Raw genomic sequence first — 14,497 nt, 5'->3', positions numbered from 1 at the left:
CACAAATCGGCGGATGAACCGTCTCCTACCATGTTGAGACTAAGGTAGGAGCGAGTTTACCTCGCGAGGTGTTTGTGTTTTATCTTCAGCGTCTTGGACTGGGTGTGTGCACAAATCGGCGGGTGAGCCACCTCCTACCATGCGGAGGGTGTGGTGGGAGCGAGTTTATCTCGCGAGGTGTTTTAAATCTCACATAGCAAAAAACCCGTCGCATTGCTGCAACGGGTTTTGATCCAATGTACAAAAACTCTATAGCTAATTGTGCGAAAACTGCGGGAATATGTGGGAGAGTTCGGGATAGAGTGAGAGCCTATTTTAAAATGAGTTTGATATTGTGAAAATCAGCGGCGCTCAAAAATTTGCGCCGCTTTTTTGTTTTATCGCTTTTTCTTACACCAAGCTACGAACAGCACAATAAAAAGTATTGATACCGAACCAATGACAAATAGCATGATAGCCTCTTCGATTGAAGGTATTCCCATTTTTCTCTCCATGTTTAATTAATTGACGGGACTGAGGTCGCTTTCTCAGCAGTTCCATTTCTGTACTGGCTCTGTGTAACTTTAGCCGTTTCAATCAACAACTGCAAAGCACCATCAACTTCATCTAGGGTTTTGCAGCCATGAGCATTTAGATAACTAGCTATATGTTGTAGTGCTACATTATTACTCTTCATTTTCTTCCTCACTCATTAGCTCCCAAATTACCTTATATAAAGGTGGGGCTTCTGGTTCTATCGGTGGAATTGATGGGCCGCCGTTGCGACCAAATCTGACTGTTTGCACTGGCTCACTCATTTGCTCTTCTATATATACCCTTTTGCCAAACTCAAAACCGAGCAGCAGTGTTGTAATTAGAGCTAGCAATAACAGCCATGTGTTTATCGTTGTTTCGTGATCTGGTTTCAGCATATTGATGGCCCTTTATCCTGTGGGCCGTTGCCTTTGCTGTCATCAAACAAATCTCCTTGCATTTCATCGCGCTTTAGCTTTTGCATAGTGCGAACAATTTCATAAACCCATTGCACTGAACAGCCGTACTTTTTTGATAACTCAACATGATTATTGCCGTTAAACTCAGCCCAAACTTTGTTACTCATCATGATTGCGTCGATTGAACGGCCTTTGCAGACATATACAACCTCACCGCCAAATGTATGGCGGATTGAATCAACAACCTTTCGCCCTATATCTAGCGCCGATTGTTCATCAACGGTTTCACTAACTCCACGCATGACCAGCTCAAATATAGTGAGCAACATGCCATCGCCGCGTTCGGTAACTTTGCCGTATTCTTCAGCCATTTTTAGACGCCTCCGAATATCGATCAGACATAACTCCAATAAACGCAATTGCGGCCTCTAGCTGCTCAACACTGCACTTTTTAAAATCTCCCAGCTCGTAAACAGTTTTGGTTGCTTCAATTTGGTGTGCGCTACTGAGTTTTAACCCTTGTAAAACATTAACCAGTTCTTTGAGTTGTTCGGCCATACAACGCGCATACCAGCTTTTTAACTGCTCAATCAGTGCATGAACCATTGGTGCGCGTAGCCACTCCAAACGCTCAATAACCACATTCTTATTCATGCGTTTTGCCTGAGCTTTACTCCAATTGAGTAGCGCGGCTTCCGAGCCATCGCGTAAATAGCCGCGATGACTCATGGCAATCCACACCTGACGCAGTTTATCCAGCGAGGTTTTGTCTTCTGGCTCTTTGTTACGTGTGATCGGCGAGTTTTTACCACCGTGCTTTTTAGCCTCGACTTTAAAGCCCTTGTCTTTCATGTGATCCAAGACCTTTTTAAGCTCCCCTGCATTCATATCCTTACAACTGCTTTTTTTAGTCAGACCAGTTAATACTTGGCGATAAAGCTCATCGTCCCAACCTAATTGACCTTTACCAATATGAATGAGTTGAATGTATCTAGATTTTGATAAATACATAACGCCACCTTTATAGAGATTTACTAACCAATGGGATTTGAATCCATGCACCCAGCTCGTTACGCTCGTAAAATCGCACGTACGTTTTTGTTGAGCCAAAAATAAACGCATCATCTATTGCCTCCATACCAGCGGCCCAATCGTCCGACTTGTGGCTGTAACGGTATTTACTGCGCAGCTCCATGATCTTAGCTTTGCTGTATTGGCCCTCTTTGTCGGTTTCAAACGCGTTCATTACGATGTCTTTAATTAGCTGCGCTTCATCGTCTAGCTTTTCCAGCAACCCATTTACCACACCTAAGAACAGTTCTTTTGCTATCAGAATCTCAGGGCCAAAGCTAATGTCGTCAGCAACACCAACCTTTACACGGCTTTTGCCATCATACGAGGTTAGCGTGATATTGCCTTTGGCTCCGCCAATCTCAACGTTGTAGTTATGAGCCATCTCCGCAATAAAGTCGTTTACTTGCGAGTACACACCACGTTTGAAGTGTTCATGTTCTGCGTTCAGTTGCTTTGCGCGCTGCACCAGTTCTAACACCAACGCATTTTGCACCTTGTCGTTGTCGCTCACTTTATCTGCTGGGACCTTGTAACCACTTCGATTTATATAAAACTCTTGTTCCATCACTTCTTCACCTTACTGCGTTAGTTTACGTTGAGATTCGCCACTTACTGGGCGGTGTATAGAGTGCTCTTTTCCTGCCCTAAACCCGTCGCTTATCGCATTGCCGACGTTAGCTTTTTTGCCACGTGCTGTGCCGTTGCTCCGTGCTAGGTCTGGGTAATGACGTACCTTATATGCTTCAATGAGTTGGTTCTCGTTGTCTGTACGGGCAAACTGGGTAACTTGCTGGTGAACAGCGATTACCCAACCTTCAGCAAATCGATCACCTCTGGCTATTTTGGTACTGCGTTTGCAGCGGTTTGATTGCTGCTTAACATAAGCTGTCCGATCCGCTTTTAGCTTTGCCCACATAACATCCCAGCAGTAGCTAGCCAGCTCAGGCTGCGGGGCGATACCAATAAAGTGAATATCACTACTTGCACAAAAGTTTTGGTTTATAAATGCATCCACACCAAATGCACGTTCAATCAGGTTAATAAACATGGCTTGATACTTAACCAACCGGTTAGCGCCACACGTTGTTCGGCGCTCGTCTATATCAGAAAAGCCCACATCTTCAGCACTAATGCGGTGTTTCTCCATTAGCGCTTGCGCTGAGCGCATAGCTGCTGCGGCTTCATTCTCGTTAGTTGCAGACTTAGCCAACGCTAAACACTTTTTGATCTTGTCTAAAATGCGCTTATCCACGAGGCACCACCTGCTGAACTTTATAAAACTTTACCGAATGGCATTTAGGGCATGCGCTCGATAGCTGGTCGCCTACATACACAGCGGCTTTGTCACTTTCATTGCCTACCCAACCACAATGATGATTTGCACATGCGAAGCCAGGCTCGGGCGCGGCAATAGCAAATTCGCGTAGCTTTTGTCCGAATACGTGGCCCCAATCTTTAACCTCAACTGAATTGTGCCGTGTCAGCATTTCTTGCATTTTGCTGTCGTCAGCCAGCAGTTTGTCGGCTTCAGCTTTGGGTAACGTGACGTGCTTTGTGATCTTGACGTTCGCGACGCCAGTGAGTGTAATTTCTACCTGTTGACTCATGGCTATACCTTTAAAACTAATGATTCTGTGATCTGCTGCTCACCAATTTGAGCGGCGGCATTCATGGCTTTAGCAAGCCAAGTGTTCACATTGAGTGGGTAAGAGCGATCTAGCTCGGCATCATCCAAAGCGATGCCGTGGCGAATGCGCCCCATGCACTTGCCGCGAATCGCGCTAAGGGCATCCTCAGTAAAGATCTTGTCAGCATCTACACCAACGCGAGATAGCTTATGGCGAATATACTCGGGAACATAAATCCCTAGCGGCTGCATCTTTATTTGATTGCAGCGCCAGCTAAACTCACGAACGTGCTGGCCGCTTAACTTTTTGGCAAGCTCCGACTGGCCAATCAGTACAATCCCCATCACACGCCTAAACCCGTGCGTTAACTCCCAAATGCGCTTGAGTAGCTTGATCACATCAGCGCTTAAATCGTGTGCCTCATCAATTACCATTAGGTGTAAATGGCCGTTGTTGGCGCTTTCAATCAATGCCTCTTCTATTGCTGCATCACGCTCTTCAGCACTTGGTTTATGCTTGATTTGTAGCGCTCTACAAATAGCGGTAGAGATAGACTCTGCGGTTATTTTGCGGCGGTCTAATCGTGCAGGTTGGATCAAAATCACATCAGGATGATCTTGTTGCACTTGGTGTATAAAGGTGCGACGAATAATCGTTTTACCGCTTCCACACTCACCATAGAGTGCAATCATGCTGCCAGCGTTCGCGGCCGTTAGCATGTCTTCTAAAATTACATGGTGGGCATCAACCAAAAATAGGTCACCCTCGCTCGTTATCTCGTTTTCAAACGGGTCACGACGTAGTTTAAAAAACTTCTTTGCGTTAGCTGTTAGCATTTCAGGCTCCGGATCTTCATATTCAACTTCGGGTTGTGCGTTTTTGTTTGGCTCATACCAGGTAAACAAATCGGTTAGTTGCTCGCTGGTTGCACCGAGTTCTTTTAAATACTCTGCAATGGCTGCTTTAATCGCTTTGCTATCACAGGTTTTTGGCCAGTCGGCTTGTGTTGCTACACGGCTTAAACTAGCTTTGCTAAATTTCAGCCCTTTAGCGGCTAATGCTTTTACTACTTGGGCTTGCTTAACTCCCAGTACTTCAAACACATGGCTAAGCTTTGTTATTTTCATGCTATCTCGCTATCTTCAGCACTGGAGTCTCCACAATTCCTAGGTGCAACTGTTCAACAACCGCTGACACTTCCGCTTCAGCAATACTTTGGCCATTCAGCCAATCAATTTCGTTAGGACGCAGCGGCCTACCCAAACGCTGTGCTACAACCATGCGTAAATCGAGCGAGTCCAACACTTTGCCTTTGCGCGAGCCTTCCGCGACTTGCTTAGCAATCGCGTTGTCTAGCTCAATAGTTTCTCCCTTAGGCGCAATGCGGGTGTCGTGCTCAACATTTTTGAGGTGTGTGTGAGCGACCAAAGCGCCCCCAAATGGAGCTAGCTTTTTCTTCTTAGCCTGCTTGATTTCTGCATCACTGAGATTTTCAAAAGCGAGCCTATCCGCTGCTTTAGCTGCGCTTTGAGTCGCTGTGTCTTTGTTTTGGATGTGCTCTTCACCAATTACAGGGGCATCTAACCTAAAGCCATCTTCACCAACACCTGCTGGCTGAACTTGGTGATACACCACTTCATCAAGGGGGGTTGTAACACCTACTAATAAATCCGGCGTATCACCCACAATAATTGGACTAACCGAAACCGTGATCCCGTTACGTACATGCTCCAGTTCACCAACGTCATAGCGGTGCTGCTGTTTGGTACGTGGATGAACATAAGTGATCTCCAGATCACCGTTCACCTTCCGTGTTTCACCTGTTTTGGTCAGTAGTAGTCTGCAAACTTGCTCATCTGGCAGCATGCGCAGGTAGTCGCGGTTTTGTGGTTGGTATATGGTTAGCCATACATCTGAACGTGCTTGTTTGTGCCGACTATGCTTGCAGTTCATGCCAGGTATTTTGTTGGCGTTAAACGCCTCTTGCCATGCCCATACCGACTCGTTTAGCTCGTCAACACTGCTAACCGGTTCAAACAAAATGCGGCTTTCAAATTGCTTTTCAACAATGTTGTTTGCCACTTCCACAGCCCCTTTAGCGCGGGGGTTACCAGCCTCATGGGGTATGTTTTTAACTTTGAGTGCATCTAATACATTGGTAATTGCTTTACCTGTGTTGGCACTGCCTTTATCCCACAACAGAATTTGTGGCACGCCCATAAATGGCGAGCCTTCGTGTTGCTTCCAACACCACATTAAAAAGTCGAACATATTGGCTTGCGTTTCACCCGCTGACTCGTAATAACGCACGCGGATCATGCCGCTATTGTGGTCAACCAATACATAACGCCACACTCGCAAGTGCTTTATGCGCTCTAAGTTCTCTGGCTTATTTGCGTAAAACTCAGAGTCATTTGCGTAGCGCTGCACTTTGCCTTTTTTACCTGGCGGGTAATAAAGCAAACAATAACTAGGGTCTACTTGATGTACATGATTAGGCGCTAAACTGCGCATTTGAACATGCGGTGTTGCTCTATCTAACGCGCTAACTGAGGCATTACGTTTAGCTAGTACACGGCTGATCTGGCTTGTACTTAAGCAGGCATAGCCATTAGCAACCAAGATTGATTTAGCCGTGGTAACATCCATGATCCGCTTACCATTATCACGTACCCCTTGGTTTAAAATGGCCACCAGCATATTCAAGGCTTCATCGTCCATCGCTGTTGTGCCTGCATCACTGCGTTTGGCTTTGCCACTTTGCCAGCCAAGCTTTTTGAGTTTGCGATATAGCGCGTCTTTGCTTAGGCCCAGTGTTTCACACGCCTTTTCGCGGATTGTGCCTTTTTGGCCGTGGCCTGCGTTGTCTAGCTGTTCAGCCCAGTACTCTAGAGATAATGCGTTCATTCCATCACCTCCATGCCTTCAAAGCCCATTTCGGCCAGCCACTCACCACTGGGGCGCGCGTCGTCTAAGTCGCCATAGGTGCGGTGTATTTCGTTCCACACATGCGCGAGTTGAGTTAGTAAAATTTTGCTGTCAGCATAAAACGCGGATTTAGCGGCATCGTAGGTTTTATCATCAATCTTTACCGTCTCAAGCTGCTCACTGAGTACCAACATTTGGTTAAACCCTTCACGCACTTGGTTTTGGGTTTTAGCCAAGGCTTCAAAAAAGCTTTTGGCTTCGCCTTTCCAGCGTTCGGCACTAAACTTTTTGCTTTCTAGGTCGGTTTTGAGCTTAATGATTTCCTCTTCTTTTTTGGATGAAGAATCACGAGACACTTTGAGCATGCGCTCGGTTGCGTCCAGCTCTTGAGTGATTTTCTCTTTTTCCTTAGCGTGCTTCGCTTTGAGTTCGTCGATTAGCTCTTTTACGGCTTCTTTATCGCCTGTTTCAACGGCTTCCGACTCTATAACCAGCGCTTGTTCATCTTCGGGAAGTTGACGCAAAGCACGTAGCTCACGATTTCCAATACCTATTTGCTTTGACGTTTCGTAAAACTCTTCCCCAAAAGTCGCCAGATATTCTTCCGCTTCTTTTAAAGAACGGTACGAGCGATTCAAAAATGCAGGGCAAAATTCTTCAATTGTTGCGACCGTCGCAGTTTTTCCATCCTTTTGATAAGTTAACCCCTTGTATTCTTTAGATTCTCTTATTTTTTTAAAAGTGATGATTTCTGCGACTGTCGCATAGTTTTTCATATGGGTGAAGGCTTGTAGACGACCCAACTCCATCAAAACTTCTTGTTTAGACGCGAGTAGGTCTTTACCTTCAACTAGGGCTTTCTCAACCGTCGGTGTTATATCTTTCTCGCTCATAACTACCTCAAAATACTGTAGTTGCTGTACTCTTGCTGTAAGTTGCGCAGTACGTTTTTAATATTGTGGTCTACCGTGTTACTCAACTGCACAGGCTTTTTATGTAAGCGCCAGCGCTTTTCATTCCCCGGTAGACGCTCAGCCCATCCCGCATGTGCCAAATTTGCCAATATGCGCGTTACATCTGCTGGACTAGTGTCTAACTCCTGGGCCAGCTGCTTTGGCTCAACACCATCCAGCTCTTTACCCGCCATCAACTCAACCGCTGCCAGTACTCGCAGCACTTGGGGGGATAGATATCGTTCGTTACTCATTAGCCACACTCCACGGTTACAGGGCTAAACAGCCTCCGTACATAAGCATGTAGTTCATACCAATTTTCACGGGTCGCTGGGGCCGTTAGGTACAATGAGTTGTTTTCCATTTTTTCAGCATCCCATTGACCACTTTTGACAAGCCCCGCACTGTCTGGACAAACCCATACAGTTAGTTGATGGCCTTCTTTGAATACACAGGCACTGCGATGATTAGAGATTTTCATACCGCCTCCCTTTTAGGCTGTTGAATAGGTGTATGAAATGCCTCTACACAGCTAGGACAAACCACATCTATATCTGTGTACTCGGTCATCACATGACGCCAACCAACAACTAATGCAGCATTACGCCACTCTAGCGGTGTGATATTGCCTTGATTTGCTAGCTCCTTATGCTTGCAGCACTGGCATTGAATAAATACGCGTGTGTTCTTCACTTTTACATGTTCAAGTTCAATCGGTTGCGTCAAAATAGTCATGCGTTCTCTCCTTGTGATTTTCCGTGTGCCAGTGCTTTTAGCTGCTCCAAACTCATTAGCAGCACAGTTTTACCTGCTTGTTTACCCAACCAAACGCTCGAACTTTGCTCGTTATGGTGTTTTTTAGGCGCAACTTGGTCTTTGATAGTCATAATATGCTCCTAAATAAGCTGCTGCTGGGGATCGTCGAGACGTTCGACTTCGAGTTTTTGGTAAGCCAATTCTTGCATCAGAACAACTATTTGCTCTGCAACGTGTTGATGGTTTCCACCACCTTCTTCCAATTGCATGGCCATACCAATTACCTGATTTGCAAATTGATTTAGATGATTCAATGTTGGCATTGAAGGCTTTTTGCTTTTAGGCATATCGACAACCAACTTATCCAAGCTGTGTGCCATATATTGGAGTGGGTACTCTCTGCCTGTAGCAGCCATATATGGGATTAATAAGCTAGCGGGCATATCGCCATTACCAAGGTATTTATAAAGCATATCGGTGCTTACGCCCGTTCTATCAGCGATGCGTGGCACGCTCATGTTTCGTGTCGCCATTCCATGCTCCTTACAAAGCTGTAAGGACTCAGGCAGGCTGCGAGCGACTACACGGCTCCACTGACGGCGTTTAGGCTTGGTCATAAGTCCCTCCAACTTGCAATGCTGAAGTCAGCTTACGGGTATTCCAAAAAGAAAGAATTTTTGGAACTTCCCAAGGAGTGATCTCGCTGGCTAGAATTTGATCATCACGTAAACGGGAGATCAAACCATGCAAACCGAATTTGCTACTTACCAGTTTAATAACTTGCTTGAATGGCTGTGTATTGACGATAAACCTTGTGCCACTGTTTACTGCGCGAGCGCTAAAGAACTGCGCCAACTTATTGTTGAACTTGGCAGCTATACGCATATTGAGCGCAGAGTGGTGGTTAATCGCTTGTACCAACAACAAAACACGGCTTTGTTGGCGCTGATAGCACTGTGCTATGTACGGGCTAATTATCTGCATTGTGTGGCTCCTGTAAGGTCTGTAACTGAATTAATGATTAGATGGTTACTTCGCCCTTACGAGGCGGCCAGCAGTTGCTGAAGTTGTGCAATACCTTGCTTACGCTCTTCCCCTCTTAATACTCGGGGATTGGTATAGGCGGATTTATCAGGAAACACCTCATTGATAGGTTTTTTGATAATTTTACTGATTGCTTCAGCAATGCGACGTGATTGGGAATGGCCACAAACTACACCTGAAACAGTCGCAAGGTTTACTCCTAAAGCTGCTGCAACCATTGATAGTGTGTAGCCTTCGTCTGCGATGGCGTCTTTAATTTCCGTTGGATTCATAGTACTCTACCTTTTTGAATAAAACCCTTTCTAAAGTGTTTTGGCGAACGGTTAGAAAAGGGTTTGGTTAAATGTTGAGTTGATTATTGTGCAGATATCTGCACATGTCAATATATTTATGGCGGATATCTGCACATGATTGGAACTCGTCTAAAAGAAGAGCGTGAAAAATTGGGAATGAACCAAGAGAGTTTTGCCGCAATTGCAGGCGCAAAAAGACGAACTTTGGTTGACTGGGAGAAAGGCTCAACATCACCTACAGCGGTTCAACTAGCTGCATTTGCTGAGTTTGGAGTGGATATCCAGTACGTACTGACAGGTAATAAAAACCACGGAAATTATTCTGAAACTCAGATATTGGAAGGTATGACCTCATTTTTGTTTGATACAGCTGAGCTTGGTTGGGTTACCAAATCAAGGGAAACCCCTTTTAATACAGTATTGAACTTCGCTTTGTATTCGATAAAGAAGGCAGCTGGCGAGGATGTGGATTTTAAAGATATGCCTGAAATATCGGTAAAATCTAAAGAGGGTTAACTCTCTTTAGATTTTTAATTTGATAACGTTGTATTGAGAAACTTCTAATTCAACCTGTGCTTCATAGTCCCTGTAATAACCTTCAACTTCTTTCTTCCAGTCGAGCAATGCATTATACCTATGATCGTTATTTACCATTTTATCGATCATTGGTTTTTTTACTAAAATGTTGTGTGCCCTAATTTGAAAGTCACGCTGAACACGCTTTTCGATAAGCTTCCGAATGCGGTCTTCGGGCGTTGATTTATATTTAAAAAGCTGGCACACAAGGTATGTAATGAATACAAACAATATACATATGTATGAAACAGCGAACATTACGTGGTCCCCCTTTTAAGATTGAAAGATTCGATGGCTTTACAAACGATGGGAACTGCTAAAATTAAGCTGTTGGCGAGGTTGCCTGTATTGACTCCCAGTGTATAAGCTTCTCCTAGCAAATAAGTCTGCCATACTACTCCATCAAGGTAAGTTAGTATCTGGAGAATAGCTAACATAGCTAAGCATATTGAAATACTAAAAGCTTCAAAATCAATCTTTATCTTTAGTGACTTATGGCAAAAGATGATTAAAGCAATACACAAAACATCAATTGTGGCCCAAGAACCAAACCAATAAAATAGGTTTCCAGGCTCAGTCGCGATGGCCCAGAGCTTTTCTTCAAATTGAAGATTAAACAATTGAGCTGTACACCAAACAGCAGCGACAATAAAGTATGACTGGCTACCCTTACCCATAAACAACACAACAAACGGCAATGATATTGAAACTAACCATAACCAACTATTTAATTGGTTTAGTAGTTCAGAATAGCCAGCCAGCATTATACTTCTCCCTAGTACTCGTTAAATCTGTGTTTCTAAAATACGCTAGAAACAATCACTGACTCGACGAATGCATTACTTTCTACGGTTTTCTTTTTTGGGTATTCAATCGGGTTATTACCACTCCCATTGCCACCCACAACCTTTGCTAAGTCAGCTGATGATAGTGATTTTTGTGTATTTTTTTGGTTTTTCATGGTTTTGCTCCTTTGAAATAGAGCACACAGCATAGCAGCAAAATTGAGAAATAATCTTTAACTTAGATTAAAAATGGGAACGGATGCCGTGGCTGTCCGTGCTACGTTACTACTGGTTACTCAATCCATTAACTCAACTATAACATTTGCCAAATGTTAGGCAAACAGTTTTGTGTTTATTTTCGGAATAATTTTAATAATTTGCGACAGAGCGCCCGAATTTAGCGTTGCTCTTTGAAAGTGGATCAGTATTCGTTGCGAAAAAAACACCAGATATCAGGTGATTTATTGATACCTTATGTTAACAAGTTTACTTAAAAGCCTTTTTACTTATCGGGTTTTTCGCTTATATTAAAAAGCCAACCTAACTAAGGATAGTTTTATGAAATTAATGATGATCCCACTTATTCTTTGCGTCAGTAGTTCTACCTTTGCGTTTGAAGTCTACAAATGCGACGTAGATGGTGTAACAACATATAGTGATAGGCCATGTGCTAAAAATGCTGAAAAAGTAAAAGTAAGAAGTAACGCACCAAGCACTAGGCCATCGCCTGACAAATTGGTTGAAGAATGCCTCGCCTACGTCAAAGAAAATCGTGCTTGGAAAGATCCTGACTCGGTGCAACTTGTTAGTTATAGAAAAATATGGACACATGACAGCAGTGGAGCAAGACAAGTGCTTAGGTTAGAGGTTAAAGCAAAAAACAGTTATGGAGCCTATGACGGCACAACGCATTCCTCTTGTTTCTTAAATCACAGTGGCACTGGCTTAAGTAGCGTGCAAGAGCTGCTGTAATTTTTTAATCCAGTTTAAAATACACTCACCAACGCTATTGGCACTCTATCAGCACAGCCTGATGGAGATGCCAAATGACCTTACCCAATCTTAACTACTTTAAGCAACAGCCAGAGATCCGCGATGCTTTAGCACCGTTTTCTTTAAAGTTTGCCGACTCAATTATTCCCATTCTATACCTTGAGGGCGGCTTACGTGCAGATGGCGGTATCAACAATGTCGCGTCAGACCGAGGCGGACTAACTAAGTTTGGGATCAGTCAACGCGCTTATCCAAATCTCAATATTGCTGAACTCACATTAGCTCAAGCTGTTCGCTTGTATCACCGTGATTATTGGCGGCCAATGTATTGCGAGCACATGAATACAGGCTCTGCGCTTATGCTTTTAGATGGCGCTGTTCAACACGGTGTGCCTGGCATGACTCAGCTCGTACAACGTTATGTAGGCGCTAAGCCAGATGGCCGCTTTGGCTCTAAGACTCTCCAGGCTTGCCAAAGTATTTTACCCAACCAGCTCATTATTGGCTTGAGCCTGCGCCGCGCTCGTAAATACGCAAGGATCTGCACCAATGACCCCACGCAAAAGCCGAACCTTGAAGGTTGGTATAACCGCTTAGAGCACATCACCGAGCTTGCCACCGTGGGAGTCAATCATGGGTAGAAATTGGCAATGGAGCTACACGCAAGGCCGCATAAAACGATTAAAGGCCGAAGTTGCCGCGAGGCAAAATGGCGAACCGTTTGATGCCAACCAAATTCCACTGCACAGCTACGACGGTACGATGCAGTCCAAATTCAAACGTGGCTGGCAGTCTGTTTGTGAGACAGATATCCAGTGCCGACTAAACGGCCACAACACCTATCAACAAGTGCGACAGCGCCTCGCCAAACAATTTGGAGAGCGCCATGAGTGATTGGGTGGGACTAGGTACTGTGGTTGGCAAACTATTGGACGATGTTTTTACATCCGATGAAGAGCGCCAGCAGCTTACTAATGAACTTGCAAAAATCGACAACCAGCGCCATGCACAGGTGCTGGCTCTTGAGGGCCGAATTGTTGAGCTACAAGGGCAAGTGCTGGCTGCGCAATCTCAAATTATTACTGCTGAAGCCAAAGGCGAGAGCTTATTACAACGCTGCTGGCGACCTATCACCATGTTGACCTTTCTAGTGCTAATTGTACTGGACTCGTTCGGCCTGCTTACGTTTAGGCTCAGCGAACAGGCATGGGAGCTATTGCAGCTTGGCATTGGTGGCTACGTGATTGGGCGCACCGTTGAGAAAGCAGCCCCGGGTGTAAAAAGCATGGCTGCTTCGGCAATTAAAAACATAAGGAACCCAAGCAATGGACATAGCTGACAAAGCACAAAAGTTCATTGATGAGTCAATGAACCGCAAACTAGCTGAGCACAGCAAACAATTTGCAGGCGCTGACGTAGACCTAGATGAATGCATCGAGTGCGGCATTGAAATACCACAGGCCAGAAAGGCCGCCATTCACAACTGTACCACCTGTGTTGATTGCCAATCGTTGATTGAGCGAAAACAACGAGTAAATGGAGTTTAACCATGTATGAGTTTTTTCAAAAATGGCAAACCGTGATTGTGTGGGCGCTCGGTGTGATGGGTGTATTCATCATGGCATTTTTGTATGTACGGTTCCCGTCTCGCAAAGAGTTTAATAGTTATAAAGCTACAGCACAGCAACAGGTGAGCGACACGCAAACAAACGTGCAAAACCAGCTCAGCAAACATAAAACCGAGTTACACGAGCAATTAGGCGCACACAAAAGCGAACTGCAAGAACAGCTAGCCGAAGTAAAACGTGCGGTGAGTGATGATGTGCGAGAGCTTGAACGACGCATTGAAAAAATGCCTACAACCGACGACTTACACGACCTTGAGCTAAAAATTGAGCGACTAAACACCAACATTGAATCGGTAAAGCCTGGGCTGAGTAATGTAACTCGGCTCACAGATTTGCTGATGGAAAACGAACTGAGAGAGAAACGTAATGGCGATAGTTAATGACCAGTGCCCCTGTGGAGCAAAGGTAGTTGTGTTTACGGAAAGCGACTTGAAAAACCTCGCTTTCAAACATGAAGGTTTCCAAGTGATAAATGCCGAAGACCTAAACACCCCGAATGCCGAAACCTATTCACTTTTCAGCTGCGAGAACTGTGGCGAACCGCTCAGCGAAGTTGTTCCGTCGGTTATTGCTTTTTATCACCCATTACCAATAGGAAAAAATCATGGCGATGCATGAAGTACAAGCTGAACATCAACGGATCAGTATTTTGATTGCGCTTAAAGAGTCTGCGGACTATGGCGCAAACACTAGCATGTTGCGAGATGTGCTGAAGCGCTATGGCCTCGGCTGTAGCCTCGATCAGCTTAAAACCCTGCTGAATTGGTTGGAACAAAACGGCTACGTTAAAAACGAAAAGCTCAGCGAGAATACATGGGTTGCACGCATTACGAGCGCTGGCATTGATGTAGCTGACGGCACGAGCACAGTACCAGGCATTAAACGCCCAGCACCTCGGAGTTTATAG

29 protein-coding genes are annotated in these 14,497 nt (G+C 44.8%); 9 read left to right on the top strand and 20 right to left on the bottom strand.

Features of this window, described 5'->3' with window-relative positions; translation table 11 throughout:
* Positions 1-496 precede the first annotated feature (496 nt).
* Genes CEX98_RS22730 through CEX98_RS22655 form a run of 17 tightly spaced genes read right to left on the bottom strand, consistent with a single transcriptional unit; the run spans position 497 to position 9,587 of the window.
* Positions 497-676: a hypothetical protein gene (locus CEX98_RS22730; protein WP_099644192.1), complete on the bottom strand. Its 180-nt coding sequence runs from the start codon at positions 674-676 to the stop codon at positions 497-499.
* The gene (locus CEX98_RS22725; RefSeq protein WP_099644191.1) at positions 666-911 is read right to left on the bottom strand and encodes a hypothetical protein; all 246 of its coding nucleotides are present in this window, start codon (positions 909-911) and stop codon (positions 666-668) included. The genes CEX98_RS22730 and CEX98_RS22725 overlap by 11 nt, the downstream gene beginning before the upstream one ends.
* Positions 905-1,303, bottom strand: coding sequence for a Mor transcription activator family protein (locus CEX98_RS22720; protein ID WP_099644190.1), 399 nt, complete (start codon positions 1,301-1,303; stop codon positions 905-907). Before CEX98_RS22720 ends, CEX98_RS22725 begins: the two co-directional genes overlap by 7 nt.
* Positions 1,296-1,943 carry a gp16 family protein gene (locus CEX98_RS22715; RefSeq protein WP_099644189.1) on the bottom strand — a complete coding sequence of 216 codons (648 nt, stop codon included), beginning with the start codon at positions 1,941-1,943 and terminating at the stop codon, positions 1,296-1,298. Before CEX98_RS22715 ends, CEX98_RS22720 begins: the two co-directional genes overlap by 8 nt.
* A gap of 10 nt (positions 1,944-1,953) precedes the next feature.
* On the bottom strand, positions 1,954-2,571 hold the full coding sequence (locus CEX98_RS22710; protein WP_099644188.1) for a DUF3164 family protein: 618 nt from the start codon (positions 2,569-2,571) through the stop codon (positions 1,954-1,956).
* Positions 2,572-2,583: 12 nt separating this feature from the next.
* Positions 2,584-3,258 (bottom strand): DUF7168 domain-containing protein, encoded by a 675-nt coding sequence (locus CEX98_RS22705; RefSeq protein WP_172439849.1) that lies wholly within the window; start codon positions 3,256-3,258, stop codon positions 2,584-2,586.
* Entirely contained in the window at positions 3,251-3,613 is a 363-nt protein-coding gene (locus CEX98_RS22700; RefSeq protein ID WP_099644186.1) for a hypothetical protein, read from the bottom strand. The genes CEX98_RS22705 and CEX98_RS22700 overlap by 8 nt, the downstream gene beginning before the upstream one ends.
* A gap of 2 nt (positions 3,614-3,615) precedes the next feature.
* The gene (locus CEX98_RS22695; RefSeq protein WP_099644185.1) at positions 3,616-4,761 is read right to left on the bottom strand and encodes an ExeA family protein; all 1,146 of its coding nucleotides are present in this window, start codon (positions 4,759-4,761) and stop codon (positions 3,616-3,618) included.
* Between the two features lies 1 nt (position 4,762).
* Positions 4,763-6,541 carry a DDE-type integrase/transposase/recombinase gene (locus CEX98_RS22690; protein ID WP_099644184.1) on the bottom strand — a complete coding sequence of 593 codons (1,779 nt, stop codon included), beginning with the start codon at positions 6,539-6,541 and terminating at the stop codon, positions 4,763-4,765.
* Positions 6,538-7,455, bottom strand: a complete 918-nt coding sequence (locus CEX98_RS22685; protein WP_099644183.1) for a hypothetical protein — start codon at positions 7,453-7,455, stop codon at positions 6,538-6,540. Before CEX98_RS22685 ends, CEX98_RS22690 begins: the two co-directional genes overlap by 4 nt.
* A 2-nt stretch (positions 7,456-7,457) precedes the next feature.
* Positions 7,458-7,769 (bottom strand): MarR family transcriptional regulator, encoded by a 312-nt coding sequence (locus CEX98_RS22680; RefSeq protein WP_099644182.1) that lies wholly within the window; start codon positions 7,767-7,769, stop codon positions 7,458-7,460.
* The gene (locus CEX98_RS22675; RefSeq protein ID WP_099644181.1) at positions 7,769-7,996 is read right to left on the bottom strand and encodes a hypothetical protein; all 228 of its coding nucleotides are present in this window, start codon (positions 7,994-7,996) and stop codon (positions 7,769-7,771) included. Before CEX98_RS22675 ends, CEX98_RS22680 begins: the two co-directional genes overlap by 1 nt.
* Positions 7,993-8,250, bottom strand: coding sequence for a hypothetical protein (locus CEX98_RS22670; protein ID WP_099644180.1), 258 nt, complete (start codon positions 8,248-8,250; stop codon positions 7,993-7,995). The genes CEX98_RS22675 and CEX98_RS22670 overlap by 4 nt, the downstream gene beginning before the upstream one ends.
* A complete protein-coding gene (locus tag CEX98_RS23030; RefSeq protein ID WP_172439848.1) occupies positions 8,247-8,402 on the bottom strand; it encodes a hypothetical protein in 156 nt (51 codons plus the stop codon). Before CEX98_RS23030 ends, CEX98_RS22670 begins: the two co-directional genes overlap by 4 nt.
* A gap of 9 nt (positions 8,403-8,411) precedes the next feature.
* Positions 8,412-8,888: a hypothetical protein gene (locus CEX98_RS22665; RefSeq protein ID WP_095729158.1), complete on the bottom strand. Its 477-nt coding sequence runs from the start codon at positions 8,886-8,888 to the stop codon at positions 8,412-8,414.
* The gene (locus tag CEX98_RS22660) at positions 8,875-9,255 is read right to left on the bottom strand and encodes a hypothetical protein (protein WP_099644179.1); all 381 of its coding nucleotides are present in this window, start codon (positions 9,253-9,255) and stop codon (positions 8,875-8,877) included. The genes CEX98_RS22665 and CEX98_RS22660 overlap by 14 nt, the downstream gene beginning before the upstream one ends.
* A 56-nt stretch (positions 9,256-9,311) precedes the next feature.
* The gene (locus CEX98_RS22655) at positions 9,312-9,587 is read right to left on the bottom strand and encodes a hypothetical protein (RefSeq protein WP_010604421.1); all 276 of its coding nucleotides are present in this window, start codon (positions 9,585-9,587) and stop codon (positions 9,312-9,314) included.
* A gap of 135 nt (positions 9,588-9,722) precedes the next feature.
* Here CEX98_RS22655 and CEX98_RS22650 point away from each other — a divergent pair, with 135 nt between their 5' ends.
* On the top strand, positions 9,723-10,124 hold the full coding sequence (locus CEX98_RS22650; protein WP_099031017.1) for a helix-turn-helix domain-containing protein: 402 nt from the start codon (positions 9,723-9,725) through the stop codon (positions 10,122-10,124).
* Positions 10,125-10,130: 6 nt separating this feature from the next.
* Here the strand turns inward: CEX98_RS22650 and CEX98_RS23025 are convergent, their stop codons facing one another.
* From CEX98_RS23025 to CEX98_RS23020, 3 genes are all read right to left on the bottom strand, one after another.
* The gene (locus CEX98_RS23025) at positions 10,131-10,274 is read right to left on the bottom strand and encodes a hypothetical protein (protein ID WP_172439847.1); all 144 of its coding nucleotides are present in this window, start codon (positions 10,272-10,274) and stop codon (positions 10,131-10,133) included.
* 167 nt (positions 10,275-10,441) lie between these two features.
* Positions 10,442-10,948 (bottom strand): hypothetical protein, encoded by a 507-nt coding sequence (locus CEX98_RS22640; RefSeq protein ID WP_099031019.1) that lies wholly within the window; start codon positions 10,946-10,948, stop codon positions 10,442-10,444.
* Positions 10,949-10,983: 35 nt separating this feature from the next.
* Positions 10,984-11,145, bottom strand: coding sequence for a hypothetical protein (locus tag CEX98_RS23020; protein ID WP_172439846.1), 162 nt, complete (start codon positions 11,143-11,145; stop codon positions 10,984-10,986).
* A 382-nt stretch (positions 11,146-11,527) separates the two neighbouring features.
* On the opposite strand from CEX98_RS23020, the gene CEX98_RS22635 reads away from it, so the two are divergent.
* From CEX98_RS22635 to CEX98_RS22600, 8 genes are all read left to right on the top strand, one after another.
* The gene (locus CEX98_RS22635) at positions 11,528-11,941 is read left to right on the top strand and encodes a DUF4124 domain-containing protein (protein WP_099644177.1); all 414 of its coding nucleotides are present in this window, start codon (positions 11,528-11,530) and stop codon (positions 11,939-11,941) included.
* A 74-nt stretch (positions 11,942-12,015) separates the two neighbouring features.
* Positions 12,016-12,603: a glycosyl hydrolase 108 family protein gene (locus CEX98_RS22630; protein ID WP_099644176.1), complete on the top strand. Its 588-nt coding sequence runs from the start codon at positions 12,016-12,018 to the stop codon at positions 12,601-12,603.
* Positions 12,596-12,856, top strand: a complete 261-nt coding sequence (locus CEX98_RS22625; RefSeq protein ID WP_099644175.1) for a hypothetical protein — start codon at positions 12,596-12,598, stop codon at positions 12,854-12,856. The genes CEX98_RS22630 and CEX98_RS22625 overlap by 8 nt, the downstream gene beginning before the upstream one ends.
* A complete protein-coding gene (locus CEX98_RS22620; RefSeq protein WP_099644174.1) occupies positions 12,849-13,301 on the top strand; it encodes a 3TM-type holin in 453 nt (150 codons plus the stop codon). The genes CEX98_RS22625 and CEX98_RS22620 overlap by 8 nt, the downstream gene beginning before the upstream one ends.
* Complete coding sequence (locus CEX98_RS22615; RefSeq protein ID WP_099644173.1) at positions 13,288-13,509, top strand: TraR/DksA C4-type zinc finger protein; 222 nt, start codon at positions 13,288-13,290, stop codon at positions 13,507-13,509. The genes CEX98_RS22620 and CEX98_RS22615 overlap by 14 nt, the downstream gene beginning before the upstream one ends.
* 2 nt (positions 13,510-13,511) lie before the next feature.
* A complete protein-coding gene (locus CEX98_RS22610) occupies positions 13,512-13,970 on the top strand; it encodes a DUF2730 family protein (RefSeq protein ID WP_099644172.1) in 459 nt (152 codons plus the stop codon).
* Complete coding sequence (locus CEX98_RS22605; RefSeq protein ID WP_099644171.1) at positions 13,957-14,208, top strand: hypothetical protein; 252 nt, start codon at positions 13,957-13,959, stop codon at positions 14,206-14,208. The genes CEX98_RS22610 and CEX98_RS22605 overlap by 14 nt, the downstream gene beginning before the upstream one ends.
* Complete coding sequence (locus CEX98_RS22600) at positions 14,195-14,497, top strand: VpaChn25_0724 family phage protein (RefSeq protein WP_099644170.1); 303 nt, start codon at positions 14,195-14,197, stop codon at positions 14,495-14,497. The genes CEX98_RS22605 and CEX98_RS22600 overlap by 14 nt, the downstream gene beginning before the upstream one ends.

This window comes from Pseudoalteromonas piscicida (assembly GCF_002744175.1).
Taxonomy (GTDB): Bacteria; Pseudomonadota; Gammaproteobacteria; order Enterobacterales; family Alteromonadaceae; genus Pseudoalteromonas; species Pseudoalteromonas piscicida_B.
Note: the sequence above shows the minus strand (reverse complement) of the source record. Positions and strands in the feature narration are given on the sequence as shown.

What these genes read in the sequence shown, in the direction of transcription:
- CEX98_RS22730 (WP_099644192.1), bottom strand. Translation starts at nt 676, where the DNA reads ATGAAGAGTAATAATGTAGCACTACAACATATAGCTAGTTATCTAAAT.
- CEX98_RS22725 (WP_099644191.1), bottom strand. Translation starts at nt 911, where the DNA reads ATGCTGAAACCAGATCACGAAACAACGATAAACACATGGCTGTTATTG.
- CEX98_RS22720 (WP_099644190.1), bottom strand. Translation starts at nt 1,303, where the DNA reads ATGGCTGAAGAATACGGCAAAGTTACCGAACGCGGCGATGGCATGTTG.
- CEX98_RS22715 (WP_099644189.1), bottom strand. Translation starts at nt 1,943, where the DNA reads ATGTATTTATCAAAATCTAGATACATTCAACTCATTCATATTGGTAAA.
- CEX98_RS22710 (WP_099644188.1), bottom strand. Translation starts at nt 2,571, where the DNA reads ATGGAACAAGAGTTTTATATAAATCGAAGTGGTTACAAGGTCCCAGCA.
- CEX98_RS22700 (WP_099644186.1), bottom strand. Translation starts at nt 3,613, where the DNA reads ATGAGTCAACAGGTAGAAATTACACTCACTGGCGTCGCGAACGTCAAG.
- CEX98_RS22695 (WP_099644185.1), bottom strand. Translation starts at nt 4,761, where the DNA reads ATGAAAATAACAAAGCTTAGCCATGTGTTTGAAGTACTGGGAGTTAAG.
- CEX98_RS22690 (WP_099644184.1), bottom strand. Translation starts at nt 6,541, where the DNA reads ATGAACGCATTATCTCTAGAGTACTGGGCTGAACAGCTAGACAACGCA.
- CEX98_RS22685 (WP_099644183.1), bottom strand. Translation starts at nt 7,455, where the DNA reads ATGAGCGAGAAAGATATAACACCGACGGTTGAGAAAGCCCTAGTTGAA.
- CEX98_RS22680 (WP_099644182.1), bottom strand. Translation starts at nt 7,769, where the DNA reads ATGAGTAACGAACGATATCTATCCCCCCAAGTGCTGCGAGTACTGGCA.
- CEX98_RS22675 (WP_099644181.1), bottom strand. Translation starts at nt 7,996, where the DNA reads ATGAAAATCTCTAATCATCGCAGTGCCTGTGTATTCAAAGAAGGCCAT.
- CEX98_RS22670 (WP_099644180.1), bottom strand. Translation starts at nt 8,250, where the DNA reads ATGACTATTTTGACGCAACCGATTGAACTTGAACATGTAAAAGTGAAG.
- CEX98_RS23030 (WP_172439848.1), bottom strand. Translation starts at nt 8,402, where the DNA reads ATGACTATCAAAGACCAAGTTGCGCCTAAAAAACACCATAACGAGCAA.
- CEX98_RS22665 (WP_095729158.1), bottom strand. Translation starts at nt 8,888, where the DNA reads ATGACCAAGCCTAAACGCCGTCAGTGGAGCCGTGTAGTCGCTCGCAGC.
- CEX98_RS22660 (WP_099644179.1), bottom strand. Translation starts at nt 9,255, where the DNA reads ATGCAGATAATTAGCCCGTACATAGCACAGTGCTATCAGCGCCAACAA.
- CEX98_RS22655 (WP_010604421.1), bottom strand. Translation starts at nt 9,587, where the DNA reads ATGAATCCAACGGAAATTAAAGACGCCATCGCAGACGAAGGCTACACA.
- CEX98_RS22650 (WP_099031017.1), top strand. Translation starts at nt 9,723, where the DNA reads ATGATTGGAACTCGTCTAAAAGAAGAGCGTGAAAAATTGGGAATGAAC.
- CEX98_RS23025 (WP_172439847.1), bottom strand. Translation starts at nt 10,274, where the DNA reads ATGATCGATAAAATGGTAAATAACGATCATAGGTATAATGCATTGCTC.
- CEX98_RS22640 (WP_099031019.1), bottom strand. Translation starts at nt 10,948, where the DNA reads ATGCTGGCTGGCTATTCTGAACTACTAAACCAATTAAATAGTTGGTTA.
- CEX98_RS23020 (WP_172439846.1), bottom strand. Translation starts at nt 11,145, where the DNA reads ATGAAAAACCAAAAAAATACACAAAAATCACTATCATCAGCTGACTTA.
- CEX98_RS22635 (WP_099644177.1), top strand. Translation starts at nt 11,528, where the DNA reads ATGAAATTAATGATGATCCCACTTATTCTTTGCGTCAGTAGTTCTACC.
- CEX98_RS22630 (WP_099644176.1), top strand. Translation starts at nt 12,016, where the DNA reads ATGACCTTACCCAATCTTAACTACTTTAAGCAACAGCCAGAGATCCGC.
- CEX98_RS22625 (WP_099644175.1), top strand. Translation starts at nt 12,596, where the DNA reads ATGGGTAGAAATTGGCAATGGAGCTACACGCAAGGCCGCATAAAACGA.
- CEX98_RS22620 (WP_099644174.1), top strand. Translation starts at nt 12,849, where the DNA reads ATGAGTGATTGGGTGGGACTAGGTACTGTGGTTGGCAAACTATTGGAC.
- CEX98_RS22615 (WP_099644173.1), top strand. Translation starts at nt 13,288, where the DNA reads ATGGACATAGCTGACAAAGCACAAAAGTTCATTGATGAGTCAATGAAC.
- CEX98_RS22610 (WP_099644172.1), top strand. Translation starts at nt 13,512, where the DNA reads ATGTATGAGTTTTTTCAAAAATGGCAAACCGTGATTGTGTGGGCGCTC.
- CEX98_RS22605 (WP_099644171.1), top strand. Translation starts at nt 13,957, where the DNA reads ATGGCGATAGTTAATGACCAGTGCCCCTGTGGAGCAAAGGTAGTTGTG.
- CEX98_RS22600 (WP_099644170.1), top strand. Translation starts at nt 14,195, where the DNA reads ATGGCGATGCATGAAGTACAAGCTGAACATCAACGGATCAGTATTTTG.